The organism is Bdellovibrio sp. HCB185ZH (genome assembly GCF_047302455.1).
In the GTDB taxonomy this organism is placed as follows: Bacteria; Bdellovibrionota; Bdellovibrionia; order Bdellovibrionales; family Bdellovibrionaceae; genus Bdellovibrio.
The window spans coordinates 950,338-976,236 of record NZ_CP178624.1 but is presented as its reverse complement, the minus strand read 5'-3'; the positions used below and the strand labels follow the sequence as shown (position 1 = coordinate 976,236).

Genomic DNA, 25,899 nt, shown 5'->3' with positions numbered 1-25,899 from the left:
GAAAATGTTAATAAGCGGGGAGATCCCCCGCTATAAATGACTTATTAAAATCCGTCTGTGGTGCCGACTTTGCGATCAGACTCCTCATCAAAAGGAATCAAGTCTGACGCAGTTGAAGGAGCTGGCGCACTCTTTTTCGGCGCGGCCGTTGCTGTTGCGGGCTTTTTAAAAGGAATGACCTTTTTTGAAGCCGTTGTCGCAGGGGATTTTTTGACGGGGCTCTCTGTCGGAGCAGCTGCAGGAATCTCGGAGGTTCCATAGATCACCTGACCCAGTTCCACTGTCAGATTCTGAGTCGTGGTAGCAAGATTGTTGATCTCACCACTGGTGGCTGCAATTTCCTCTGCGGAGGCGGCATTGGACTGCGAAGACTGATCCAATTGATTCATGGCTTTACTGATTTGCTGAATTCCTGTTGTTTGCTCAGAGCTTGCCGCTGCGATTTCATTATTAAGGTCGGAAACTTTTTTGATGGAGCTCACGATATTTGAAAGAACCGCTCCGCTTTCGTCAGCAATTCTGCTGCCATTTTCAATTTGTGAAACGGAATCTTTAATCAAAGAGGAAATGTCTTTTGCTGAGGAAGCACTTCTTTGCGCCAGGGCACGAACGGCTTCAGCGACCACGGCGAAACCTTTACCTTGTTCACCGGCACGGGCAGCCTCAACCGCGGCATTCAGCGCCAGCAAGTTTGTTTGGAAGGCGATATCGTCGATGACGGATATGATTTCTTCAATTTTTCGTGAAGATTGAGAGATCTCGGTCATTGCTGTGATAAGGCTCTTAATGTCATTTTCACCGGCTTCCGCATTCTGACGGGAAGTGGCTGAAAGACTGGCCGCTTGTTTCGCGTTATCGGAGTTCATTTGTACCATGGATGTCAGCTCTTCCAAAGCCGCAACGGTTTCTTCGAGGGAAGCGGCCGCTTCGGTCGAAGATTGAGAAAGACTGTTACCGGCCTCATTTAACTGCTCAACAGCTGTGGCTACTTGAGCGGAAGACTCTGACAAGCTGCTAGCCACGTGGCCCACTGATTTTGAAAGACGGATGGCGATGAACAAAAGAATTGAGAAAATCGCCAAGCACGAAACTCCCGTTGTCATCAGGATGATTGTCTCTGATTTTGCAATGGTGCTTTTCGCTTCAGCGGAATTCGCTTGCGCCGTTTTGTCATAGTACTTCATGGCAGCACCAGTCATGTGTTGCATGATCGTTCCAAGCTCCCACAGACGTCCATCCATAAGGTCTTGAACTTGTTTGTGGTCTTCGGGTTTAGGGGAGTCTGCCAGGGTGGCAACTTTATCCAAAAGAGCCATATACTCATCATACGCTGCATATGCTTTTTTGTCGGTTTCCTGAAGTTCGGGAGCGGCAGGAGCATTTTTATAAATCTCCATATTCTCTTTGAATTCTTTAATGCCATCGCGAGCAAGTTTGATGCGCTCGTGACGTTTTTCTTCAGTGTCCATGACGAGCGCAGCAAAAACTTGATAGCCGAATTTATTGCGTGCTTGGCGCATTTCACCAACCGCTGTCAGATTCGGGATAGTATCGCTATTCGCTGTGTTCAGCAAAGAGCCTAAGCTTTTCATACTGGAGCTGGAAATAACGTAATTGATGGCAAATCCCACCATTGGAAGACAGGCGGCGAATAACAATTTCCCCTTGATCCCACGGAACCACGAAGACAATGAAGTCTGATTCATGATAGCAATCCTTATATTTTATTTTTGAAGTTGCACGAGGAGAAGGTGCCTGATGTTTAATTTTCGGTGCTAATCAAGGAAACTTGAAGTCTAGTTTTGGAATGTTCGGTTGAATGTAATGAAAAAGGGAGAAGTAACGCCCGGTTACCTCTCCCTTTCTGAGTAATTTCTAAATTGCGGTCTTAAAAACCGTCTGTTGTTCCTACTTTACGAGCATCGTCTTCATCGAAGGGGATCATATCCGCCGATGTCGCCGGACCGGCCTTAGCCGCTTTTACTGGAGCTGCTTTCGAAGCAGGCTTTTTCATTGCGATGACTTTAGCAGACGGGGCTTTGTGTGAAGCTTGTGCTTTCTTAGCAGGTCGTACTTCGTGAACTTCTTCACTATGGCCACCTTTACCTGCAACAACTTCAGTTAACTCCACAGTCAACGTTTGAGTTGTCGTTGCCAGGTTGCTGATCTCGCCACTTGTTGCAGCAATTTCCTCAGCCGAAGCTGCATTGGATTGAGAAGACTGATCCAACTGATTCATGGCTTTGCTAATCTGCTGAATACCCGTCGTCTGCTCAGAGCTTGCGGCTGCGATCTCGTTATTAAGGTCAGAAACCTTTTTGATGGAGCTTACGATGTTCGACAAAACAGCGCCACTTTTATCGGCGATGTCGCTACCGCGATCGATTTGGGAAACGGAATCTTTGATCAGGGTCGAGATGTCTTTCGCAGAAGAAGCACTTCTTTGTGCCAAGGCACGAACGGCTTCTGCCACCACTGCGAAACCTTTACCTTGTTCACCGGCACGAGCCGCTTCAACCGCAGCATTCAGCGCCAAAAGATTCGTTTGGAAGGCGATATCATCGATCACAGAAATAATCTCTTCGATTTTTTTCGAAGATTGGGAAATCTCAGTCATAGCCGCGATCAGGTTTTTGATATCGTTCTCACCAGATTCAGCGGATTGACGGGAAGTTGCAGCTAAGCTTGCAGCTTGTTTCGCATTGTCCGAGTTCATTTGCACCATGGAAGTTAATTCTTCCAAAGCAGCAACTGTCTCTTCCAGTGAAGCCGCAGATTCCGTTGAAGATTGAGAAAGATTGTTACCAGCGCTGTTCAACTGAACAACTGCTGCAGAAACCTGGTGGCTTGATTCTGTCAAACGACTTGCCACACTGCCCACTGTTTTAGAAAGGCGGACGGCGATAAACATAAGTAGCGCAAAGACAGCCAAGCAAGTTGCAGCCGTCGTGGCAACCATGACAGTCATGGTTTTGCTCATTTCTGCTTTGGCAATGGCGGTGTTGGCGATGGATGATTTTTCAAAGTAATTGATGGCATCATCTGTCATCGCTTTCATTGGTTTCGTCAATTCAGCAATTTTACCGTTCATCAAACCCATGACTTGTTGATCAGTTTCTGGAGTGTTTTTTTCCACTAGGTTCGTAACATCCTTCATTGTCGCAACGAACTCTGGAAGATTTTTGTCACCAGCATCATCTGTAGAAGCAATTTCGTCAGGACTTGGAAGAGCAGCATATTCTTTGAAAGCGACTTGATACTCTTCCAGAGCTTCGCGGGCAACCTTCAGACGTTCGGCACGTTTTTCAGCTGTGTTTTCACGAAGACTCGCCAAGATAAAGTAGTTAAATTTATTACGAGACTGACGCATTTCGCCCACCGCGATCAGATTTGGCGTCGTGATCGTGTTAGCGGTCGTAAGCATGGCATCAAGCTTTTTAAGGCCTGCAAATGCGATCGTAAAAATGATCGCAAAGCCAGCAATCGGAAGAATTGCAGCAAACAGCAGCTTTCCTTTAATACCATTGAACCAAGATTTAAAAGAATTGTTTTCCATGTGATGGTGTCCCTCATTTGTTCCTAAGGGATCTTTTCGGCCGATTAGTTTGGGATATAAAGGGATCTTAACATCGTATATCAGATCTCATGAAATCTGGACGTAAACAGAATCCTGCATTTTTGCGAGGAATCCATCGCGCACGGTGGAAATAAAAAGAGATCAAGCCGGGGGACTTGATCTCTTAATGTTTCTTTCGAAACTTTTGAACTAAATATGAATTAACTCGGAACTACTTAACTTCAGCCAAAGAGTTGTAGGAGTCGCTAATTTTTTGTTGGCGCTCAACTTCTTTGGACCAGCGGTTCACTTCGCCTTTGTATCCCTGCTCTTTGCCTTTCCATTCTTTTTCTTCGGAAGCTAGCTCACGGATTTTTTTGTTCACAGTGTCGTATTGCTCTTTCAGAGTGTCACGACGTGACTGCCATACCTTTTTCTCTTCGCCCAATTGGGACAATTGGTTTTGGTAGTCTTGAACGTTGTTTTCACGCTTCTTTTGGTTTTCCTTGATCTTAGCGATCATGGCTTCCAACTCAGCAATTTTTTGGTTTTCCGCTGCTGTTTTGGATTGTTCGTCTTTGATCAAGCCTTGCAGTTCCGTTTCCTGCTTACCCAGCTTTTGCATAGACTTCGTGTTTTCTTCAGCTTGGGCCGCCACTTCTTTTTGCTGGCTTTCCACGGAAGATTTAGCTTTGGCAACTTCATTCAAGTTGCTTTCAACTGTTTTCAAGTTCTTTTGATACTCTGACAAGTTTGATTTTGAGTTGTTCAAGTTTGTCTTAATGCGCTCCAAGCCGTCTTTCGCTGTGTTTTGTGCGAATGCAGCAGTGGAGAAGCTTAAAAGTACCGTCATTGTTGTTAGTTTAAGTGATGTTTTCATAAGTATAACCTTTCCTTCCTTAGTGCTCATTCATGCCAGCTACAGAGTTATCCTGAGGGCATACGTTTTTCAAAGATGAACGGTAGTGACCAACTTCGTCTTCCCAGATTTCACCTTTAAATTTCCAGTTGAGGCTCTTTTCTTTTGCTACTTTCAATTCTGGACGTTCTTTTTCGTTCACTTCGCCACCAGCCATTTGATAGCGGATGTGCTCACCAGCGCCCGAATACAATTCGTACTGAAGAACGTCATTTTGATCCAAAACGCGGTTCAAGTTAGTAACCATGTTTTTATAGTTATCTTGAAGCGCTTTACCGGCATCAACACGAAGCACGTCTTTTTCTTTCTCAATACGAGCGATACCTTGAGTACGCAAGTTTTTGATCGAAGTACGGGCTTTGTTAGCGATGTGGTACTGGATCGAATAGCTCAAAAGTTTTCTATCAGCATCAACCACAGCAGAGGATGGAGCCGCACCTGGCTTCATTTTAGCTTTCGCAGCTGCCAAGGCTTTGCTGGCTTCATTTTTCTTCGTCAGGAAGTCTTTCTCCATTTTGATCAACGTGAAAGAAATCTTGTTGAACTTCGTGATCTCGTCTTCATAGTTATTGATCTGCTTTTGCACAGATACGAAACCTGGGTGACGAGCCAATTCCACGATGAAGGCACGAGGCAAACCATCGACTTCTTTCAAGTCAGAGTTTTTCGCCCAGTTTTTCACAGTGTCATAGTAGTCCAAAGATTTTTTGTGGGAAGTTCTGTACTCTTCCAATTTCTTTTTCCATGGACCATATTTGCCGCGCATTTCTTCAAGGACTTGAACACCGTCACCGTATTGGCAAAGATTCAAGTAGCCAACCGTACGAACCACGAAGGATTCCGGGTTGAAGGCATTTTTAAAGAAGTCCGTGTGCAAAGAGAACATGTTCCCGGCAGCACCTTCATAGTCCTCAGAAAGGATCTGAGTCCAAGCGCTTTCAGTCATAGCTTGCAACCAAAGGGGGCTAGAGCGGTCTACCTTCAGGTAAGACTGGAAAGCCTCTTTGTACATGCTTTTTTGGAACTGGATACGAGCCATAGTGATCGCACCCACGTTTCGGATTTGAGATTTCTTGTCGTCTTCAGTTGCTTTCAACAATTTCTCGATGTTGATAACAGCTTCGTCGACTTTGTTTTGACGATAGTTGAAAAGACCTGAAAGCAACAACGCCTCTGGATATTTTTTGGATTTTTCATCGATGTACATCAATGCGTCTTCCATCAAACCCAGATTACCGATTGAAGAGTAGTACTTCGCACGAGTGATTTGGTAGTCATCGTTCTTAGTCACATCAAGTTCGTATTTGGCAACCAATGGATCGATCAAAGAGATGTCAGAAAGCTCCAGCACCTTGATGCCATCAACCAGGGCTTTCGTTGCTCTTTCCTGCCATTCTTTGTTCTTAGTTTCTTGGGAAACTTTGATCATGTAGGTTCTGAACTCTGTATTCAGACCCATGCCTTTTGCCGTCATCGCATAGTTATAAAGAGCTTCCAAACGGTGCTCCTTATCATCCATTAATTCTGCAAAAAGACCCATGGCCAACTCATAGTTCTGTTGGATCTCAAGGAAGATCAAAGCTTGAAGTAATTTGTAATCGTTAGGGCCCATTTCATCCATCTTTTGCAACGTCACTTGTGGTTCCGTTGTTGATGGATCTTTCACTGGGCTCAACATTTTAACATCCGGGATTTTTGTAAATGCCTCGGGAGTTGTTAAAATCTTTGGAGGATTGACCACTGCAGTGTAAGGCGGAACCTTGATCTGCATCGGGTCAATGGAAGGAGATTTTTTAATTTCCTTCACTACCAATTCACGGGAAGCGGGCAGGCGAAGAGGGCTCAAGGGAATAGCTTCCACCTGGCGCTCCATACCGATATTCAGCTCCGGAATGGCTTTGACTTTGAAGGTTTCAGTTTTCCCTTTAACTACTTTCTTTTGATAGATTTCGTATGTGGGAACGAGGCTGGATTTCACGCGCAGATTTGCAGCTGCAGGTGCACCCTGATTTTTTACGTTCAGCGCCTTATGCTGAACTTCCTGTGCGAAAGCGGCACTGCACAGAAACGGCAGTACCATCATTGCTTTCATCGGCTTTTTCATAAAGACCCCCCGGCCTTGGAAGACTGTAAAAACTTAAACTAAATTAGTGCCAGTAAGTGATACCGATTAGTAGGGAAGTATCATTTACCATTGTCGAACCTAGATCACGTGAACCAGCTGCTGCCGTACCACCATTTGGAAGTGACTGACCTGGAACATAGTATTTTTGTTGATTTTGGTTAGACCAAGTATTGATCAAATCGGCTCTCAAAGCGAAGTGCTCGGAGAAGAAGATCTGCTGGAAAATACCTAGTTTATAACCAAATGCACTTTCATTCTTGTTACCACCAACTTGGGCGATGTCATAGTTTACGTTACCAAGACCTACAGACAGACCCATGTCGAAATAGATGATCGCTTTATCAAGTGCGCTCATTTTCGCATAGAAAGGCACCCAGATACCTGAAACAAAGTACGAAGACTTAAAGATGTTATGGTTCGGCATAACTTGATAAGTCCCTACGAATTGTTGAACCGCATCGTTGTCTTTCATGTCAGCAGAGTTGTAAGACAACTCAACACCCCAACGTTCGTTGAAGAAGTAACCCAAATCCGCTCCAAAGATCGTACCTGTAGAGTACGCATCATTGAATGGGATACCAGCACGACCCGTAAGATAAAAGCGCTCTGCTTTGACGTAACGACGATTTTGTACCACGCCAAAGTCTTCGTCCTTAGCGGCCCAGTACTTGTTCTCTAGTTTTTTGATGTCAAGCTTGTCGCTGCCACGTTGCTCTGTTGATGCAGATGGTGCAGGCACTGGCTGTTTTGCTGTTTGTGCAAAAGCTTGAGCTGTCATCAAGATGAAAATTAATAGTGATTTCTTAAACATTTCGGTCCCCCGTCCTAGTTGGTACTTTTAAACAAAAATGGATATGTAACTAGCACGCGCGTTCCGCCTTGTGGGGCAGGGAACTTCCATGCGGCTACACGATTCAAAATACAGCCTTCAACAGTTGAGTTTTTCAAAGTTGTATCGCCAATGATCTGTTGTTCAACTTGACCAGTACCACCGATCGTAAATTTAACAGCGACCTTACCGAACAAATCTGGATTCGCACTCAATTGTCTTTCGTAACAGTAAAGGATTTGACCCAATTTGGATTTGATATACTGAGCGATAACCTCGCGGTCCAATCCACCCGTAATTTCAGATTCCTCTTCGATCAAACCAACACCGGCATTACCAGTGCCACCAGCTGCCATACCACCCATGCCGGAAGCGTTTTTACCGCCACCTTTACCATTTGTGGAAATCAGCACGCCACTACCGTTACCTGCAGCACCCCAGTCACGACCCGAGCGCTCGATGTTGCCCACAGCGGCCAAGCCACGACCGGAAGGACCGGAACCAGCTTTCACACCTTGAGCAAACATAACGTTCGCACTTTTCGCGCCTTGCGCTGAAACCTTACCAATCAATTTAGAAATACGACCGTCAGAGATCGATTTCATCATGTTGGCAAGTTTGCCTCCGCCACCCGCAGCAGGCGTATCGTTTTTCGGAGAAGCCGCAGCCGGAGCTGCAGCAACTTGCTGCTGTTTAGCCGCTTCGGCCTTTTTACGCTTAGGCTTAATTTCTGTTTTCACAATAATCTTTTGCGCGACTTTAGGCGGTTCTACTGCGATAGAGTGAATATCCGTCTTAGGTCCAAACAATGCGGCTGTCACAAACAGGGCAGCAGCACCCAGCATCAAGATCACGCCTTTTTTGGAATCTTCGTCCACCAAGGAAGAAGTATTGAAGCGACCCATAGCCGCTGCATCGTCCATAGAAAGGGTTCTTTGTGATACCTCGACATCACCCAACAACTGACGGTGCCAATCCTGAGAAGGCACGCAAGCCACTTTCGTGTTGCTGAAATCTGGTTTGAACGCTTTGTTCAAAGGCTGGATTTTAGTCTGTAACACGCGGCCATGTTGTTTCACCATGAACAATTGGAATTTCTTACCAACAGATTCATCGCGGCCGGCTTTATCCAGGCGGGCATAAAGGTCGACATCTTTTTTAATGGGATCGAATTTCAAAGTACATTCATCCAAAGTCACAGTCGTATCTTTGGTCAAAGCAATGGCTGGGGATTTGTTCAATCCGCTGGAGGTAGCCATGTCCATGTCCACATAGAACCACTGACCGTTGCGATATTCAAAGACACCTTGAATACCTTTTGTCTTTGGAGAAATGGAAATAATGTCCGCTAGGCGGGAAGAACCAAACGTCTGAGTTTCATTCGTTGGTCTCAATTTCCAGGTTTTTGCAGTCCCATCTTTTAGAGACTGACGTACAATCAACGTGAGCATAATACACCTCTAAGTAAAAATAATCTTAGTTATTCAAATACAGCGCAGATTCCCTGATACGGCCGTCCATATCTTTTTGTACGTCATACAACGGCATAAATTTGATACCGCGTTTTTGTACGAGATATGCGCCATCAGGGTTACGAACTGTACCCTTGAGGTTCATGTCACCGAAATTTACTTCCTGGACTTTGCGAACTGTTTTTTGCTTAGCAAATGCAGTCCCTGACCCCAGAAGAAGAAAAACTGTCATCAATTGGATGAAAGCTTTCACTTGTACCCTCCATACTACAAGTCTCCCGAAGTTACGTGCTGACCGACTTTGTTTTGATTTTTGATAAACTGAATTTTTTTGCTTAACCATTCACGCAAATCTGCTTGCGCGCTGCTGGCTTTGAATGCCTTTTCATAGGAATCCAACGCTAGCGTGGGGCTTCCTTTGAAAGTCTCAAGGATATGAGCTTGTTCCAGAAGGTAGTCGATATTGTCTTTCTTATTCGCAGTGATCAAATCTTTGATCATTGCCAGAGCTTTATCGACCTGACCCTTTTGAGCATATGATTCACTCAAAAGCGTTCCCACATTTAAAGTATACAACTGATCTTTTTGGAGTGTAGAAAATTTTTCGACAGCTCGAGAGAAATCTCCCTCTGAGAAAGCTTTCACGCCAGCGAAAGTTTCCATTTCTGTCGAAGGCATTTGCATGTCCAAAACCTTCTCAAAATATTGCATCGCGGATTTGATGCCATCTTCCTTATATGTCAAACGAGCTTTTTGATATACATAAGGAGACGCTTCAGGTTGAGCCTTCAATGCAGCATCAATTAACCACATCGCTTTGTCGCTATAACCCTTACCTTCGCTACCTACGCTTGCATAGAAAAGACCAAGGGCTCTTGTTTCTTTTCTCTTAGCGAGTTCCAGGCCCAGTTTTTCTACGATGTCGAACTGTCTAGAACCATAACAATTTGCCGCAACTTCGAAAGTGTTTACTTTTGAAATATCGCCAGTCATTACAGCCGTTTTGTTACATGTCTTATTAGGACGAATCTCATAACGAGACACTTTCCCAATCGTCATATCTGGAGAAGAAGGAAGGAATACACCCAATTTTTCCGGAGCCGGGAACTGTGCAATCGGAGTGATTGTTTTGTCAGCGCCAATGCTCACGTAAGAACGAGTTGTTGTTGCGGATTGGCCAACAGTCGCTGCCAAAGCTTTTAACTTCGCATCGTTGTCGTTCTTTTTATCCTGGATAGGATTCGTCAATTTCGCAAGCTCACCACGCAACTGTTTTTGATCATCCGCGCTTAATGAAGCGGGAAGTGGCATGGACGTTAAGCTATCAATGTAGTTGCCATACACACGGTCAATACCGCGCAAAGCATCTAACTGTTGATATGGGTCTTTCGACATTTTCAAAGCTGTGACGTAAGCCGTTTGCGCTTTATCAAGCTTTTCAGTTTTGATTGCAAGAACTGTTGCGAATTTCTCTTCACGCGCTTTCACACTTTGAGAGATGAATTCTTTTTCCAATACGGCTGCCTGAATCAGACGGGCTGCTGCACGAGTTTCTGCAGGAACAGAACGACCGTTGGCTTTCATCGAAAGATCAAATGCCGCCGTCATTTTGCCTGCGTCAAGCAAGGCTTGTGCTTTTTCAATCATCGCTTCTGTCGTGTAAGGCTCGATACCTTTGGCAGAAATCTGATTCAAAAGCTTATCGTACTCTGGGGACTTCTTGTCGTTTTTATAAGAATCAAGAAGTTTACCATAAATACGCTCTGTTGTTTTGCTGTCTGCTGCTGAAAGGATACCCATATAAGAGGCACGGGCATCTTTCACACGTTTTTCCATCACGTAGATATCAGCCGCTGCTTCCAGGTATTGGTTGCGACCTTTTTTATCCAGCTCCGCTACTTTTGCCAAGGTATCAGCGGCTTTTGCTGTCTGACCGATCTCAGCATAAGCTTTTGCAGCATCTTTCAAGGCGTCCAGGTTCTTTTTGTCGTCTGGATATTTTTGCACGTATTTCAAAGACATCTCAGCAGCGTCATAGACTTTGCCTTCAGTATAAAGAATACCGATGGCCTGCCACAAAGCATCTTGAGAAAGCTTGGAGTTGTCATGCTCTTTCGCGTAGGCAATCAACTTTTGAGCCGCTTGATCTTTATCACCAGTTTTTGCAAACTCCTGAATTTCAGTAAAGTGTGCTTCTTCCTGGATCTTGTTCATGTTCTTTTTACGGGAAGCATCTGTCGTGGAGTTCGCGATTTGTTTCGAGAACTCTTTGATACCCACGAAGTCTTTTTTGATATTAAGCATATCCAAAACCAGGTCTTCTGATTTTCTGCGGATATCGTCGTTGCCTTTCAATGTCGTCAAAGGCTTCAACCATTTTTCAGCTTCAGGGTAATTGTTTTCTTCGTAAGCGATGTGACCGATTTTAAACTTAACCGCAATAGCGTACTTCCCAGTCGGGTGTTTCGCCAGATAGTTTGCAGCCAGTTCTTTACGCTCGGATTCCTTTAAAGGTTCTGACTTTTTCTCGACAGATTTTTCTTTCGAGAACAGGGCAGCGTAGTTCGCATCGTGGCGCAAAATATCGTCAGTGGATTTATCACCCACCATTTTATATTGCGTTGACGCCTCATCGTATTTACCCAATTGGAAAAGCAGTTCCGCATAAGCAAAACGTGTTTTCAAATCAGGTTTCGCTGGATCTTCGATATCCAACATCAATTTGAACAATTGTTGAGTCAGGTTGGAGAATTCAGTGTTTTGTTTGTTCTTAAGCCAAATCTCCCACCATTTTTTTGCCATATCCAGGCTGGTGCGACGGAAACCTTCATCACAAGAAGTGATAACGGCGTCTTTTTTCTGCTCTTTTTTCCATGAAGAATCAGCACGGCACAGATCCGAAGCAAATTGCATGTGCTTCAAAACCAAATCTCGTTTTTTCAACGTCTCGTTGGCTTCAACCAATAGCAAATGAGATTTAACCACATCCGGACCAGTTGGATGTTTATCGATGTATTCTTCCAGGAAGATATTCATTTCTTTTTGACGGCTGTGCGATTCGTAAAGTTTCGCAAGGTTCATCATAGACTCACCCAACTCTTCAGTCGTTGTGATGTCTTCAAAGAAAGAATAAAGTTTATTTGCAGGGTAGGAGTCACCAATGAAAATCGTCAAATCTCGCAAAGCTTCTTTACGAAGATTGTGACGGTTTGTTGGGACTTCGCCATCTTGAAGTGGTGGATTGTTTTTTACAACCTGAACCAGTTTCTTGATACCGCATTCGCTATCGCGCATGTTGTAGCAAGCCCAAGCGGCTTTATACATACCGTAGGAATAAACACGGCTGTTTGGGAATTTTTCGAGTCTTTCAAATTGCTCCAGGGCCGCAGCAAATTTGCCTTGGTCGTAAAGCAACTCACCCAAAGCCAATGTTCCGTCCGGAACCAATGGGGATTTTGGGAAGTTCGTCAAAAGACGTTGATAAAGTTCGTTCGAACCTTTCATTTGACCCACTTGTTGGTGAGCAAAGGCGTTGTTGAACAGAACCTCATCCATGAAACGGAATTTTGGGAAGTCCGATTCGATTTTGGAATAGATTTTCATCGCGCGTTTAACTGACTCAGTTCCTTTTTCATTGGGAATCGGGAACGGGGAGAGTTTCATCATCGGGTTGTCACGGTTCAAGTCAAAGAAACGACCGGACTTAGAACGGCGCATGTAAAGCTCCGCAAGGCGGTACCATAAGTCCGCCTCGTTAGATGAGCCTTTTTGCTTTTTTATGACCGCTTGAAGGGAATCGATCGCTTTATTTTCCGAGCGAGTGATCATCAACTCGGAACGAAGAGCTTTCTTTTCGTTTTCACCTTCGTCGTTAGACATACGGACTTCTGGGATAAGTCCTTTTTCATTCTTTTCTGCAAAGCACAACAACGAGAATAAATGTATTGCTAAAATGAGCGTTAGCGTCTGCAGTTTCATAATATTAATCCCCTACGAGGGTCACCAATTTCAACTGAGGAAAGCCAGCCATTGAAGCCGTGTACATCACTTTGCGAAGTGTCGCATAAGGGAGGTCTTTATCTGCTTGCAATAGGATCTTGCCTTCTTTGACCCATTTTTCCTTTTCGGTAGAATTTTTAGCCAAATGGTCCAGTTTGTCGAACAATGGCTTAATAAAATTCGTATCCGAAGATTCCAGGTCCTGAGGCAGGAATTCTGCATCTTTCACATCTGCGATTTTGGTCTGGTCGATTTTTAAAGCTTCTTTAGAAATAGAGATTTTCACGGCGTTAACCGGATTTGACGTTGAAGCCGAGGATGGCAAACGCAAACCGTTTTCCGGGATGATCTCTACGTCAGAAGTCGAGTAAGATTGTAACAAGAACACCAGAAGGATCGTAAACATATCCGTCATTGAGGTTACATTCAGTGCGAATGTGGAATTCTTTTTGATGTTCGGGTCAAAGCGACGACGGCGTGACATGTTAGCCCTCCATCATGTTCGAGAAGATAACTTCAGGAAACATGTACTTCGTTTCAACATTCTTACCTTGTTTCGTGTCGAAAACAGGGAATGTCACTTTGCTATCGTGAGCCTGGCGGGCCTCATCCATTACTTTAACGATGTCATTGTAAGGGATTTTGCCATCAGGGTTCAGCTCAATCTTGAAAACTTCAGGATTGGCTCTTTTCACTTCAACTAATTTTGCGTGCAGAGCAGGCAAGTCCAGGTGACCGTCCTTCAAAGGAACAGACTCTGTGCTTTCTTTGCCAGCTTTATTGATCACGACAGTGAAACCATCTTTTGCATCAACTTCAAGGGAGATTAAAGTTGGTTTAGTGTCTTGTTCGTTACGTTGGATCGCTTCAGAAACCACTTGTGGCAGTTCTGTTTCGATCACCATCATTTGCACGAACGCTGAAGATACCAGAAGTACCGGTACTAGCTTCACCATCACGGCAAGTAGTGGCGCCAAGTCCAATTCGAACTCACTGTTGTGATTGATTTTGATTTTTTTAGCGCGTCTCATACACCCACCCAATAAGATTTAAAGTTCCATCTTAAGCTTTTGAATAAGCTTTGCCCGAAGGCTTCAATTAAGAAGCCTTGCCTGGAGCAGATGGAGGAGTTACTGCTGGAGCAGCAACGTGGTCTGGGAATACGTTTTGACGAGAAAGGTTTGGAATGTGTGCGCTCGTCAACAACTCTGTCAACTTACCGCATTTTTCCATCATCTCTTCTAGCAACTCATTTTGACGAGAAGTTAGGAAAGAGAAGAACACCATCGCAGGGATCGCAACCGCAAGACCCAACGCTGTTGTATACATGGATACCGAGATACCTTGCGCCAAAAGTTGTTGTTTCAAAGCAGGGTCAGCAGATGCTACCGCTTGGAACGACAAGATCAGACCGTGGATCGTACCCAAAAGACCCATCAACGTAGCAACGTTGGCTAACATTGAAAGATAGTGAAGGCGTTTTGTGTACAAAGGTACGTTTTCAGACAAAGCGATATCGTGTGCTTGGAAGATTGTGTCGTCATCACGATCAGCTTTTTCAAGGATCGTTTTGAAAGCAGCAGCCAGAGGTTTTTTCTCAAGTTGTGCACAAAGAAGCAAAGCTTCGTCCAATTTTTTAGCTAGAACTAGAGTTTGGATTTTACCCATGAACTCGTCCACATTCATGCCGTACTCTTTATAGAGCATTTTCGCACGTTCTGCGACCAACACTAGTGAACCGATACCTGTAAGAAGAATTAACCAGCCTACGACGCCAGATTCATTCATGAACTTTAAGAATGCCATTTGTTTCCCCCTTGGAACCGCCACCGCGAGCCCATTTAGTTAATTGAACCGAACCAGCTTCTGGCACCTGGAGGAAACGAACAGCGTAGTGCAAGCCGGATTTCACGTTAAGTCTTTGTTTCGAATAATTCTTTCGGACGATTTCGCATAGAACATTAAATTCTACAGGATTTACATCCGAACTTCTGAAATGAAGCATGATTTTTTGACCTAAGTATAGAAGGGGATCGTTCAACAGAACTAAAGCCCCGTTCTCACTGACGGACAAAGTGTGACCATCAAAGAATGAATGGTCATTGTGGGCGTAGATAGGAGTTTTCAAATCTCTACGCGGAAATTTTCTTTCGATGAAAGCGCCAGACAAGTGATCCTTGGTTTGAATCAAACGGGCCAAGCGGTCTTTCGAGAATTCTGGAAGCTCGCCAACGAGGGTCCAGTTTTCAAGATGCGGAGCCCAAGCATAGTTATAATCTTGAAGCTCAGCGTTTTGGATCATTGAGATCATGGATCTGTATTCGTAGGGACCGTATTTCATGTCCCCGCGAAGGATGTACCATTGCTCAAGATTTGCTGCTGCAGATTGTTCCCCACCCATTACACAATCCTTTTCTTAGATCTTGATCGATTTCGGATCGAAGTTGATTTTCACGTTAGAGTTCGCATTTGGAATCGCGCTGCCATGGAAAGTAATCGTCAAAGTTGCGGCATCGTAAGTCCAACCGTTAGTAGAATTCTGTTGAACAGTTACGCCATCAACAGTTACTACGATCGTTTCTGGAATCGGTTCGCGAGTCAGTTTGAAAGAAGCTGACAACTGGATGATCGAATCAGAGATCAACTCTAAAGTTGTACCGAAGTTCGAGCACAAGGAACCGTTGATACCACCAGTTTTGTTAGTGATTTCATGGTAGCGAGTCGGGAACTTGTCAGTTTTCAATTGATCGCGGCAAGCTGTATCTTGGATAGCTATGTTGGAAACAGAATAGTTTCTACCGTTAGCTGTACCACCAGTATAAGTATCTAGGAAGTCGATGTAATTCTGTACTGGGTACAGTTTATTGTTCGTATAGCTTTCGCTGAATGTGCTTACTGACTGAGAGAAGTCTTCTTCGTCAGATACGATGATGATAGCAAGCGTTGCATCTGGACGACGGAAGCCAGCATTAAACGGATCGTTAAGGATCTGTTTGATACTTTCAAATGCACGTTCGTCACCGTTACCGTTGATGCCTTGTTTTACGTTCGTAACGAAAACATTGCTCAAGTTCGGTGTATTTTTATCCATCACATAAACGCCAGAGCGAGTGGAAGAACCAACTGCGCCTGTACCATCTCTTAGTCTTGCTTTTTCAGAAGATGCGTTGAACTGTTTTTCCCAAGCATCAGTTGTACCCACAGCCATGTGGAAGTCACTGTTGTTTTGGTTAAAGCGCGCGATGAAGGACTGGAAGTTCGCAGCCAAGTTGTCTTGAGATGTTTTCATGGAACCAGAGTTATCGATCACCCAAAGGATGTCGATTTTCTTTGGTACATAGACAGCTTCCTGCTTATAAGAATCTGAATCAGCGAGGGTAGAGTAAGTACCACCACTTTTTCCGCAACCAGCTAGCATTGTTAGCGCTGAAGCAACTACTACTGACTTGCGAGCGATTTGATTGATCATACGGTTTGCCCTCCTGAGCCCCACCATGTTCGTGATGGATTCAGTTTCGTTTAATTAGTGACAAAACTGAAATTGACCGCAACCTAGTGATTTTATTTTTTTATTCAAAAACGGTTTCACTATGAGACGCGGTAAAGTATTGAAATCATAGATGGTGATCGCGAACACCAGGGCAAAAATATTTTTCAGTCGTCAACATTTTGGACGTTTTGCGGGAAATATTTCTTGAGAACTCGGGGTAAGTCTGTGTTTTTTTAGGAAGTTCCTCGAATTCGTCGAACTTTTTGACGAATTTCACTTACATTTTTTCGGGCGGTTTGCAGGAACATCGGTGTGTTTTTGCTGAAAACGGTCGACTTTGTTTTCACCCGTACGGAATGTGGGCGTAAATTTCCGCGGAAGTGGAAAGTCTTTCTGCATGTGTTCAGTTTGTTGATGTGGAGTTTTGTTGTCGCTTGGGCAAAGAGTTCGACAGAAATTGGATTTAGGATTTTTTGTCTAATGGGATCATTATTTTTTCTGCGGTGGGTTTTATTTTGCTGGGGAGTGTGAGATGGGGATATATTTTTTCATTCATTCATTCATTCATTCATTCATTCATTCATTCATTCATTCATTCATTCATTCATTCATTCATTCATTCATTCATTCATTCAACCACTTTGCGGTACTCCCCATCTGATTAGTTGTAGGACTTCTTTCCCCACATTAAAGAAAATCTACCTTCATCATCTATTGTGAATCTCGCAAACGCACATCCAAAACTGGCGGAAAGAAAAACTTCTTAAAGAGCAAAAAGAAAAGCGAAAGGAAGACCGGTCAGGGATCGAACGTTACACGCGCCTTGATCTGAAATTCATATGCTGCTCGTAAATTGAATTCGATCGAAGAGATTTTTGGGGCTCTTCAATAAATAACAAAAGAATCAACGATTGATTGATTGATTGGTTGATTGATTGATTGATTGGTTGGTTGGTTGGTTGGTTGGTTGGTTGGTTGGTTGGTTGGTTGGTTGGTTGGTTGGTTGGTTGAGCACCGAAGCGGTGTCTACATTATGTCATTGAAAAAGTTGTAACATAAATATTGTTGACGGGTTTTTCTTCATTCGAGGACTGGCTTGGTCAGGTGATCTTACTTTTTATTCCAAAAAATTCCAAATACCTGATTTCTCTTCTTGTAGCCGTTTCTATTGCTTTGAGTGTGGATTTAAAAATGGACCTTGATGCGACTCGAAAACAGGCCGGGAAATCCCGTGCTATAAGAATCTCATCGAAAGGAATTATATGAACAAACTTTCCAAGATGAATAATGATGAATTAGAAGCTAGCTTTAAAGTATTCGTAAAGAACGAGCGCAAGATTTTGCATATCATTCTTGAACACAACAAAGAAATCGATTCCCGTCGATTGTTCTTGGAGCGTGGTTTCGATTCTACGTTGAGCTATTTGATTCATACGCACGGTTACAGCAAAACCGCCGCCGAGAAAAGACTTTATGCTGCTCGTTTAATGAGGGACGTTCCAGAAATTGCAAATAAAGTCGAAGAGGGCAGACTGAATTTGTCTCAATTGTGCCAGGTTTCAAGCGCGATCAAACAAAAGGAGCGAGTTCAAAAAACTGATGTGTCAGTTGAAGAAAAAGCTTCATTGCTTGCCTTGGTTGACGGCAAGAATTGTTGGGATACGCAGAAAGAGCTTTCATCTGCACTAGATTTGCCTTTGAAGCCGACTGAAAAGCAGCTGGTTCAAAAGGATGAATCGGTTCATCTGCAAATAACTCTTTCCAAAGAGCAACACGACTTATTGATGAAGTCCCAACAGCTCGGCTTCCATTTGCTTCAACAAAATCACGATCATTCGTTGGCAGGTTTGATTGAGGTCCTTTGCACGCAATTCATTAAATTGAAGGAAGTAGGCTCAAAAGAAATTGCGATTGATGGCTCATCCGTTTCCAACCAGGAAACTCCTGAAGTGCAGTATGGAGCGAATCGCAAAAACACCGAAGCGGTGTCTATGGTGAGTCATAATAAAACGATCACGCCGAAAACTCGTCGATTTATTCTGATGCGAGATCGTTGCTGTCAATTCGTGGATAAAAGTACGGGTTTGATCTGTGAAAGCAAAATGGGTCTTCAGGTTGACCATATTATTCCCCGCTGGGCAGGAGGAGATAATTCAGAAGCAAACTTACAGGCTCTATGTGGTCAGCATAATCGATTGCGCTACAGACAGCAGGCGGGAATGAATCTTAATTGAGAGTTTTATTGAAAATGCAGATATGAGCGCTCTTTGTTGGGCGCTTTTAGCAGAATATGGAAGTTTTGTTTTAAAAGGAATGAGATGAGTGTTTTCAAAATGAATGTTTGATTGTCTTTGGAAAGCGGGAAATAGAAATTTGAAATTTGAAATTTGAAATAAGAAATAAGAAATAAGAAATAAGAAATAAGAAATAAGAAATAAGAAATAAGGAATAAGGAGTAAGGAATAAGGAATAGGAAATAGGAAATAGGGAATAGAGAATAGAGAATAGAGAATAGAGAATAGAGAATAGAGAATAGCAAATGAGGAATGAGGAATGAGGTATGAGGAAGTAGAAGTAGAAGTGGAAGGAGCCAAACCCAAAAGAATGGCCCGATAAAATTACTTTTTAAGAGCCGCCTTAGCTTTCAACCAAAACTGCTCTTTCTCTTCCACATTCAGAGCGCCCCAGTCTTTCCCATCAGCCGAAGCAAATTCAACCATCTTATTAAACCGCTCCTCAAAACGAGCATTACCCTTACGCAAAACCTGCTCAGGCTCCATACCCAAGTGACGACCCAGCTGTGCTAACGAAAATAAAACATCCCCAAGCTCATGCTCAATTTCAGAATCCACGTCGTTATCCAAAGCCTCGCGCAGTTCATCGAACTCCTCTTCGACCTTTAACATCACGCCTTCAACATTTTCCCAGTCGAATTTGTATTTCTCCGTGCGTTTGCCTATTTTATAAGCGCGCTGCAAAGCGGGAAGTGGCGGTACTTTCAATGCATAATCAGGCTTAGCACCAGCTTCCTTCTTTTTAATCTCATCCCAGTTCTTAACAACCTCAGCAGCATCAGCCACCTTCACATCGCCGAACACATGAGGATGGCGGCGCACCAGTTTTTTTGCCACATTTTCAATCACATCAGCCAGAGTAAATGCTCCACGTTCGGAAGCGAGTTGTGAATGAAGAACCACTTGAAAAAGCACATCGCCCAATTCATCTTTCATCTTGCGATCGCGCTCGGCAGAGCCATCCTCAATGGCCTCCACCAATTCAAAAGTTTCTTCGATTGCATACTGGGTCAAAGACTCATGAGTCTGCTCTTTATCCCAAGGGCAGCCGTCGGGGCCGCGAAGACTTGCGACGATCTCGACCAAGGACTCAATATTACGTAATTCAGAAGGAGTTTTTGCCATACAGCGCCTCGACTTTTTGATGGAATCCGCTCTATCTTAGCGCAAACACAGAGTGATTTCGACAATTAAGTTAATTAGCGATACGCTAATCGGGATAAGGACAACAGTCTGTAATATGCCTCAGCGTGGTAAAGGTTCAAAAAAAAATGAGAGTCATGCGACTCGGGTTAATTACGAAGATCACAGTCTAAAATTTTTGGACTGGGTAGATTCCATTGGCCTTGAGAAAACTTTCTTCGGACGTGCGTTGCATATGCTGGAAGAAAAGCTTTTCGTGCGCAGAGCTGCTTTTATTTTCCTGTACTGCGTCCTACTCTCCTACACAATCTTTTATCAATTCGATGTGCCCTATAACTTCAACGTCGGTGACGTCGCAAAATACGACGTAACATCGCCCATCGGTTTTGAAATGACCGACGAAGTAACGACAGAAGAAAAGCGGATGAAGGCCGAGTACGCAGTACCGGTCGTTTACGATTTCGATACCAGCGTATTTGAACGTGTATCCCTGGGGTTAATCCATTCCTTCCGTACGATGCGAAATTACCAGCGCGAAGTCGCATGGCCAAAACAGCCAGCCGCGCAAAGAGCCAAAGTTAAGGAATTCTTCCAATACAAAAAAGAATTCGAATCAGAACTGGGCGTGAGTGTTTCTGATTTCATGTACGAGTGGCTGATCGATAACAAGTTCAGCGCCCGCATCGAAGCCATCATGATTCGTAACCTAGAAAACTGGTACGAACAAAAAATCGCCGAAGCCCCGGATCGCTTTATTCCAGCAGGGCAGACAACGGTCGTAGCCCGCGTGGTTCACAGAAACAATCTGGGTCGTGAATTCAACATTTCCCGTGCGGAAATCATGGACATCCAAGATCCAGATCACTTCACCCTGGAAGACCGCAAAGAATTAGATCGTTTTCAAGAGGGTGACCGCGCCAACATCCTGTACTTCGCAAGATCACTCCTGGTGCCGAATCTGACGCTGAATAAGCAAGAAACAGCCAGCCGCAAACAAGCCTCCCGAGATGCGGTGATCCCAGTGAATATCACGATCAAAAAGAACCAAGTGATCGTGGCCCAAGGTTCCGTCGTTCAGCCATTCCACATGGCAGTCGTAAAACAAATCGAAAACATCCGCTCTGATAAACGTAAAGACCTAACAGCCCTGGCCATGGCCCTGATGCTTTCCATGGCGATTATCGTATTCTTCTCCTACTTAAAACGTTTCAGCCTTAACCGAGTGAAAGTAGACTTCAAAGACCTGATGGTCATGATGCTGATCACTTTCGGCACGATCTTATTCACGAAAGTCTACCTGTTCGTGATCGACGCTGCTTTCGTTTCAAAACTGGGTCACTTATTACCAGCAACATTCTTCCTGTATGCAGCACCGATTGCGACCGGTCCGATGTTAGTGGGCCTTTTGATCACATCCGGCGAAATCGTTTGGCTCTACACAGCCTTCGTTTCCCTCTGTCTGGGCATCATGGTCGATTACAATTACGCGCTGATGTTATTTAGTATGATCGGCGGTATCGCTGCCGCTCGTGGCGTGTTCAACTGTAAAACCAGAAACGACATTTACTTTGCCGGAGTCAGAACCGGTGTTGTGAACGCCTTGGTGATCGCCTTCGTTCTAACAATGACTCGTTTTGATCAAGAGGGCGCATTAAGAGAGATCCTGTTCGCCATTCCAGCAGGTTTCATCGGCGGTATCCTAAGCTCGCTGTGTGCAATGATGTTCATTCCATTATTGGAATCCATCTTTAACTACACAACAGACGTAAAACTCCTGGAACTATCAAACTTAAATCATCCGCTCTTAAAAGACATGATCGTCAAGGCCCCAGGGACATATCATCACTCGATGATGGTGGGTTCGATGGTGGAGGCCGCGGCCGAAGAAATCGGTGCGAACTCGCTCTTGGGTAAAGTTATGTGCTATTACCACGATATCGGTAAAATGGAGCACGCAAACTACTTTATCGAAAATCAAAAACCCGGAAACAACCCTCACGATCATATCTCGCCATTCATGAGTAAAACCCTGTTGATCGCCCACGTAAAAGACGGGGTGGAGATGGGTGTGGCTTATAAATTAGGTAAGCCGATTATCGATGGTATTATTCAGCATCACGGAACCACGTTGATTTCGTATTTCTATAACAAAGCCTTAGATCTTAAAAAAGAAGAAGACCCGGAAATCAGCGATCAAGATTTCCGTTATCCAGGTCCGAAACCACAATTTCGTGAGGCTGCCTTGTGTATGCTCGCGGATTCCATCGAAGCGGCGGCAAGATCCCTGGATGAACCCACACCAGCGCGCTTACAAAACATCGTTAGAAATATCGTGCAAAGAAAATTCTCTGACGGGCAGTTGGATGAGTGTAATTTGACCCTGAAAGATATTTCCAAAGTTGAAGCCGCTTTCATTCGCATCCTTTTGGGTATATACCATCAGCGTATTGATTACCCACGCTCGGCCGGTGGCCAGTTGGGCGAGTCTACGCCAACGCCGGCGCCAAAATAAGGACAGTATGCAGGTTCTGATCATCAATGAATCGAAACACACGGTGCCCCGCAAGTTCATTCAGGAATGGATGGATCAAGTCGTGGCCGAGCTTAAAAAGCGTAAGGTATTAAACGCTGAAAAAGCCCGTCGTGAATTAACGTTGGTATTCTTAGATAAAAAACCCGCGCAAAAGATCAATAACGAATTCCGTGGGAAAGACTATGCCACGGATGTCTTGTCATTTGACTCGATGGACCCTTCAAGTTTCGGCGAGCTTATTTTGTGCCCTGAAGTGCTGAAAAAACAAGCGAAGGAACACAAGCTGACATTCCAAAAAGAGCTGGGTTACATGCTCTTGCACGGAACGCTGCATCTCTTGGGATACGACCACGAGACGAATGAAAAAGACGCCAAAGAGATGTTCGATCTTCAGGATGCGATCTTTGAGCGTTTGCTGCGTAGCCCCACTTGACACCCTGACATTTAGAAATAACTATAATCGGGTCCAGGATGACTGGATCAGAAGTAGGGATATAAATGTCGATTATTACTGAATCCTCAGACGTTAAAAAACGTATCAACGAACTCGAAAGCTTCGCCAAGGAGCTTCGGGGGTATCTTTGACCTAGATAAAAAGAAAAAGCGCCTTGATGAGCTCGCGATTCAGGCAGAAAATCCCGCACTCTGGGGTAAGCCCGAAGAAATGCAAAAGCTCAACAAGGAAAAAAGCCTGCTGGATAAAGCCGTGGGCGAGTTTGATTCTTTTACGAGTCGTTTGAGTGATGCTTCAGTCCTACTGGAAATGGCAGCAGAAGCCACCGATGAGGCGAGTTTTACGGAAGTAAAAACGGAAGTCTCTTCCTTAGAAAAATTAGCGCAAGATTTAGAATTAAAACGAGTTCTTAATGGAGAACTTGATGGCAATAGCACGTACCTTTCAATCAACTCGGGTGCCGGTGGGACCGAGTCCTGTGATTGGGCGGAAATGCTTCTGCGCATGTACACGCGTTACGCTGACAAGCATGGTTATAAAACCCAAGTCATCGAGATGACCGAGGGCGAGGGAGCAGGAATCAAATCCTGCACGCTGCTTATCGAAGGCCCGTATGCTTATGGATACCTAAAAGCGGAATCAGGAGTTCATCGCCTTGTGCGTATTTCTCCGTTTGACTCGAACGCTCGTCGCCACACGTCGTTTTCGTCAGTGTTTGCCTGGGCGGAGGTTGATGACGACATCAATATTGAAATTCGTCCCGAGGATTTAAAAGTCGATACTTATCGTTCTAGCGGCGCCGGCGGTCAGCACGTGAATAAAACGGACTCTGCCGTACGTATGACTCATATCCCAACGGGTGTGATCGTGTCTTGTCAGATTGAACGCTCTCAAGTGCAAAACCGTGAAAAAGCTTTGAAGATGTTGAAGGCGAAACTTTACGAAATTGAACTTGAAAAGCGCAATGCCGAAAAAGACGCGATGAACTCATCAAAAAAAGCCAATGAGTGGGGATCGCAAATCCGTTCTTACGTGATGCACCCTTATCAAATGGTCAAAGATCACCGCACGGATTTTGAAACCAATCAGGTGGATGACGTGATGGACGGTGATTTGGACGGCTTTATCATGGCTTACCTGAAAGAGCAGGTGAACCAGGAAGTGAAGCCCTCGTGAATAGAAACTCCCTCATCTGGATTGCCTGGAAATTGCTGAATTCAAAAAGAACCTTGTTCGGGGGAGCTGCTCCCTTGGCCTTATTTGGTTTGGTTTTGGGTGTGGCGTCTTTAGTTGTATCCATGGCCGTGATGAGTGGTTTTGAAACGACTTTGCAAAAAGCCATGACCGATGTTTCGGGTTATGTGCAGGTCGTAAAACGTTCGCGCTTTCCCGATGACTGGCGCGAACTGGAAGAAAAAATCCGTAAAGCCGATCCTAAATTAGTAAGCTCTGCGCGTTTTGTTTATGTTGAAGGCATCATGGCTCACAACGGGCAAATTTCGGGCGTTCTTATAGAGGGCATCGATAAAGACCGCGTTAATGAGACATTGAATCTAGGAAGCCGCGTGAAAGAAGGCTCTGCTGATTTATCAGAACCCTCTGACGTGCCCCTGGCATTGATCGGATCGGGACTGGCTAAAAAAATGGGACTTCAAATCGGTGATCAGTTCCGCGTGGTTTTACCGATCGCAGACTCCTCGGATCCCTCAAGCTTTAATAGAAAAGTCGGCACCTTTAAATTGCAAGGTGTCGTCGAGCTTGGAAAATACGAATGGAATGAACGCTTTATCATGATCGACCTCAAGGTCGCTCAAAATGTAGCAGCCATCGGTGATCGTTACACGGGCTTGATGTTGAAATTTGATGATGCCGCCTATGCCCGCGAGGCAGGGTTTCGTATCAGTACAGCTTTAGGCGCACCTTACTGGGTTCGCGACTGGCGCGACTCGAATGAAAATCTGTTCGATGCCGTGGCGGTTGAGCGCCCCGTGATCTTCTTTGTCGTCTCTATCATCATTTTCGTGGCCGCTTTTAATATCTCGTCCTCGCTGTTTGTAAACGTCATGCAAAGATTTAAAGACATCGCGATTTTAAAAACCGTCGGGGTCAGCCGCAAAGACATCATTAAAATTTTCGCAGCCCAAGGTTTGATCTTGGGTGGGGCGGGATTGATTCTGGGTTTTATTTTAGGACTGATCTTATGCGTGCTTTTCAACTGGGCGCAGGGCCGTTTGGGATTGATCTCAGGTGCCGTGTACCGAGTTGATTCTATTCAAGTGAACGTCCGCTTTCTAGATACCGTCGCGATTTGTTGTGCGACGATGTTGATTTGTTTTCTTGCGACTCTCGCTCCTGCAAAACGTGGGGCTGATCTTAATCCTATGGAAGGACTGCGAAATGAATAATCCAACCAGCAATTTTCTTTCCGTTCGCAATATTCATAAGTCTTACCCGAGCGGTAATGGCGAGTTGGAAATCCTTCGCGGTGTAAGTATGGACATCCATGGGGGCGAAGCTCTTGCGATTCTGGGCTCTTCGGGAGCGGGGAAAAGCACCCTTTTGCAAATCATGGGAACGCTCGATCGTCCGACAATGGGTGAGGTGACTTTTGAAGGTCGAAACCTGCTGGCGATGAATGACGAGGAGCTTTCCAAATTTCGTAATGCGGAAATGGGCTTCGTTTTTCAATTCCATCACTTGTTAAGCGAATTCAATGCGGTGGAAAACGTGATGATTCCTTGTCGAGTGGCAGGGGAATCACCAAAGGCTGCGAAAGAAAAAGCATTGCACTTATTGGAGTTCATGGGACTTGCCGACCGCGCGGATCACTACCCGAATCAATTGTCGGGCGGGGAGCTGCAGCGTGTGGCGATTGCTCGCGCTTTGGTTCGTCATCCTAAAATCTTATTTGCTGATGAACCCACGGGGAATTTGGACTCGAACACGAGTGCAAAAATCCAAGAATTATTTTTCCGTTTAAAAGAAGAAATGAAATTGGCATTGGTGATCGTGACCCATGATTTGACGTTTGCGACGCGATTCCCAAAAGTTTACAGAATGAAAGACGGTCTTTGGGTCTAAGGAC

20 protein-coding genes are annotated in these 25,899 nt (G+C 44.6%); 6 read left to right on the top strand and 14 right to left on the bottom strand.

Features of this window, described 5'->3' with window-relative positions; translation table 11 throughout:
- Positions 1 to 44: 44 nt before the first annotated feature.
- The 13 genes from ACLSU7_RS04750 to ACLSU7_RS04690 form a co-directional block, all read right to left on the bottom strand.
- Positions 45 to 1,706, bottom strand: a complete 1,662-nt coding sequence (locus ACLSU7_RS04750; protein ID WP_413294413.1) for a methyl-accepting chemotaxis protein — start codon at positions 1,704 to 1,706, stop codon at positions 45 to 47.
- A 182-nt stretch (positions 1,707 to 1,888) separates the two neighbouring features.
- Positions 1,889 to 3,556, bottom strand: coding sequence for a methyl-accepting chemotaxis protein (locus ACLSU7_RS04745; protein WP_413294412.1), 1,668 nt, complete (start codon positions 3,554 to 3,556; stop codon positions 1,889 to 1,891).
- A 232-nt stretch (positions 3,557 to 3,788) separates the two neighbouring features.
- Positions 3,789 to 4,436: a hypothetical protein gene (locus ACLSU7_RS04740; protein WP_413294411.1), complete on the bottom strand. Its 648-nt coding sequence runs from the start codon at positions 4,434 to 4,436 to the stop codon at positions 3,789 to 3,791.
- Between the two features lie 19 nt (positions 4,437 to 4,455).
- Positions 4,456 to 6,579: a tetratricopeptide repeat protein gene (locus tag ACLSU7_RS04735; RefSeq protein WP_413294410.1), complete on the bottom strand. Its 2,124-nt coding sequence runs from the start codon at positions 6,577 to 6,579 to the stop codon at positions 4,456 to 4,458.
- Between the two features lie 43 nt (positions 6,580 to 6,622).
- Positions 6,623 to 7,411, bottom strand: a complete 789-nt coding sequence (locus ACLSU7_RS04730) for an outer membrane beta-barrel domain-containing protein (protein ID WP_413294409.1) — start codon at positions 7,409 to 7,411, stop codon at positions 6,623 to 6,625.
- A 14-nt stretch (positions 7,412 to 7,425) separates the two neighbouring features.
- Positions 7,426 to 8,880 (bottom strand): AgmX/PglI C-terminal domain-containing protein, encoded by a 1,455-nt coding sequence (locus tag ACLSU7_RS04725; protein ID WP_413294408.1) that lies wholly within the window; start codon positions 8,878 to 8,880, stop codon positions 7,426 to 7,428.
- A 25-nt stretch (positions 8,881 to 8,905) separates the two neighbouring features.
- Positions 8,906 to 9,154, bottom strand: coding sequence for a hypothetical protein (locus ACLSU7_RS04720; RefSeq protein ID WP_413294407.1), 249 nt, complete (start codon positions 9,152 to 9,154; stop codon positions 8,906 to 8,908).
- 14 nt (positions 9,155 to 9,168) lie between these two features.
- A complete protein-coding gene (locus tag ACLSU7_RS04715; RefSeq protein WP_413294406.1) occupies positions 9,169 to 12,879 on the bottom strand; it encodes a tetratricopeptide repeat protein in 3,711 nt (1,236 codons plus the stop codon).
- 4 nt (positions 12,880 to 12,883) lie between these two features.
- Complete coding sequence (locus tag ACLSU7_RS04710) at positions 12,884 to 13,384, bottom strand: ExbD/TolR family protein (protein WP_413294405.1); 501 nt, start codon at positions 13,382 to 13,384, stop codon at positions 12,884 to 12,886.
- Position 13,385: 1 nt separating this feature from the next.
- Positions 13,386 to 13,931 (bottom strand): ExbD/TolR family protein, encoded by a 546-nt coding sequence (locus ACLSU7_RS04705; protein ID WP_413294404.1) that lies wholly within the window; start codon positions 13,929 to 13,931, stop codon positions 13,386 to 13,388.
- Between the two features lie 67 nt (positions 13,932 to 13,998).
- A complete protein-coding gene (locus tag ACLSU7_RS04700) occupies positions 13,999 to 14,706 on the bottom strand; it encodes a MotA/TolQ/ExbB proton channel family protein (protein WP_413294403.1) in 708 nt (235 codons plus the stop codon).
- The gene (locus tag ACLSU7_RS04695) at positions 14,681 to 15,301 is read right to left on the bottom strand and encodes a PilZ domain-containing protein (protein WP_142699821.1); all 621 of its coding nucleotides are present in this window, start codon (positions 15,299 to 15,301) and stop codon (positions 14,681 to 14,683) included. The genes ACLSU7_RS04700 and ACLSU7_RS04695 overlap by 26 nt, the downstream gene beginning before the upstream one ends.
- A gap of 15 nt (positions 15,302 to 15,316) precedes the next feature.
- A complete protein-coding gene (locus ACLSU7_RS04690) occupies positions 15,317 to 16,369 on the bottom strand; it encodes a hypothetical protein (RefSeq protein ID WP_413294402.1) in 1,053 nt (350 codons plus the stop codon).
- A 1,301-nt stretch (positions 16,370 to 17,670) separates the two neighbouring features.
- Between ACLSU7_RS04690 and ACLSU7_RS04685 the strand changes: the two genes are divergently transcribed.
- Entirely contained in the window at positions 17,671 to 18,624 is a 954-nt protein-coding gene (locus ACLSU7_RS04685) for an HNH endonuclease (RefSeq protein WP_413294401.1), read from the top strand.
- Between the two features lie 384 nt (positions 18,625 to 19,008).
- Here ACLSU7_RS04685 and mazG read toward each other — a convergent pair whose 3' ends face one another.
- A complete protein-coding gene (gene mazG, locus ACLSU7_RS04680; RefSeq protein WP_413294400.1) occupies positions 19,009 to 19,809 on the bottom strand; it encodes a nucleoside triphosphate pyrophosphohydrolase in 801 nt (266 codons plus the stop codon).
- Positions 19,810 to 19,924: 115 nt separating this feature from the next.
- Here mazG and ACLSU7_RS04675 point away from each other — a divergent pair, with 115 nt between their 5' ends.
- From ACLSU7_RS04675 to ACLSU7_RS04655, 5 genes are all read left to right on the top strand, one after another.
- Positions 19,925 to 22,339, top strand: a complete 2,415-nt coding sequence (locus tag ACLSU7_RS04675; protein WP_413294399.1) for an HD family phosphohydrolase — start codon at positions 19,925 to 19,927, stop codon at positions 22,337 to 22,339.
- 7 nt (positions 22,340 to 22,346) lie between these two features.
- Positions 22,347 to 22,793 carry an rRNA maturation RNase YbeY gene (gene ybeY, locus ACLSU7_RS04670; protein ID WP_413294398.1) on the top strand — a complete coding sequence of 149 codons (447 nt, stop codon included), beginning with the start codon at positions 22,347 to 22,349 and terminating at the stop codon, positions 22,791 to 22,793.
- Between the two features lie 65 nt (positions 22,794 to 22,858).
- Positions 22,859 to 23,990, top strand: a protein-coding gene (gene prfB, locus ACLSU7_RS04665) for a peptide chain release factor 2 (protein WP_413294397.1) whose coding sequence is annotated in 2 segments (ribosomal slippage) — positions 22,859 to 22,939 and positions 22,941 to 23,990 — 1,131 coding nt in all. Because the reading frame shifts where the segments join, the coding sequence is not laid out codon by codon here.
- The gene (locus ACLSU7_RS04660) at positions 23,987 to 25,219 is read left to right on the top strand and encodes an FtsX-like permease family protein (RefSeq protein ID WP_413294396.1); all 1,233 of its coding nucleotides are present in this window, start codon (positions 23,987 to 23,989) and stop codon (positions 25,217 to 25,219) included. Before prfB ends, ACLSU7_RS04660 begins: the two co-directional genes overlap by 4 nt.
- The gene (locus ACLSU7_RS04655; protein WP_413294395.1) at positions 25,212 to 25,895 is read left to right on the top strand and encodes an ABC transporter ATP-binding protein; all 684 of its coding nucleotides are present in this window, start codon (positions 25,212 to 25,214) and stop codon (positions 25,893 to 25,895) included. Before ACLSU7_RS04660 ends, ACLSU7_RS04655 begins: the two co-directional genes overlap by 8 nt.
- Positions 25,896 to 25,899 lie beyond the last annotated feature (4 nt).

Bases quoted from the DNA above. Each gene is read 5' to 3' on its own strand.
- ACLSU7_RS04700 (WP_413294403.1), bottom strand. From the start codon at position 14,706: ATGGCATTCTTAAAGTTCATGAATGAATCTGGCGTCGTAGGCTGGTTA.
- ybeY (WP_413294398.1), top strand. From the start codon at position 22,347: ATGCAGGTTCTGATCATCAATGAATCGAAACACACGGTGCCCCGCAAG.
- ACLSU7_RS04675 (WP_413294399.1), top strand. From the start codon at position 19,925: ATGCCTCAGCGTGGTAAAGGTTCAAAAAAAAATGAGAGTCATGCGACT.
- ACLSU7_RS04725 (WP_413294408.1), bottom strand. From the start codon at position 8,880: ATGCTCACGTTGATTGTACGTCAGTCTCTAAAAGATGGGACTGCAAAA.
- ACLSU7_RS04715 (WP_413294406.1), bottom strand. From the start codon at position 12,879: ATGAAACTGCAGACGCTAACGCTCATTTTAGCAATACATTTATTCTCG.
- ACLSU7_RS04730 (WP_413294409.1), bottom strand. From the start codon at position 7,411: ATGTTTAAGAAATCACTATTAATTTTCATCTTGATGACAGCTCAAGCT.
- ACLSU7_RS04695 (WP_142699821.1), bottom strand. From the start codon at position 15,301: ATGGGTGGGGAACAATCTGCAGCAGCAAATCTTGAGCAATGGTACATC.
- ACLSU7_RS04735 (WP_413294410.1), bottom strand. From the start codon at position 6,579: ATGAAAAAGCCGATGAAAGCAATGATGGTACTGCCGTTTCTGTGCAGT.
- ACLSU7_RS04750 (WP_413294413.1), bottom strand. From the start codon at position 1,706: ATGAATCAGACTTCATTGTCTTCGTGGTTCCGTGGGATCAAGGGGAAA.
- ACLSU7_RS04690 (WP_413294402.1), bottom strand. From the start codon at position 16,369: ATGATCAATCAAATCGCTCGCAAGTCAGTAGTAGTTGCTTCAGCGCTA.
- ACLSU7_RS04705 (WP_413294404.1), bottom strand. From the start codon at position 13,931: ATGAGACGCGCTAAAAAAATCAAAATCAATCACAACAGTGAGTTCGAA.
- ACLSU7_RS04685 (WP_413294401.1), top strand. From the start codon at position 17,671: ATGAATAATGATGAATTAGAAGCTAGCTTTAAAGTATTCGTAAAGAAC.
- ACLSU7_RS04655 (WP_413294395.1), top strand. From the start codon at position 25,212: ATGAATAATCCAACCAGCAATTTTCTTTCCGTTCGCAATATTCATAAG.
- ACLSU7_RS04740 (WP_413294411.1), bottom strand. From the start codon at position 4,436: ATGAAAACATCACTTAAACTAACAACAATGACGGTACTTTTAAGCTTC.
- ACLSU7_RS04710 (WP_413294405.1), bottom strand. From the start codon at position 13,384: ATGTCACGCCGTCGTCGCTTTGACCCGAACATCAAAAAGAATTCCACA.
- mazG (WP_413294400.1), bottom strand. From the start codon at position 19,809: ATGGCAAAAACTCCTTCTGAATTACGTAATATTGAGTCCTTGGTCGAG.
- ACLSU7_RS04745 (WP_413294412.1), bottom strand. From the start codon at position 3,556: ATGGAAAACAATTCTTTTAAATCTTGGTTCAATGGTATTAAAGGAAAG.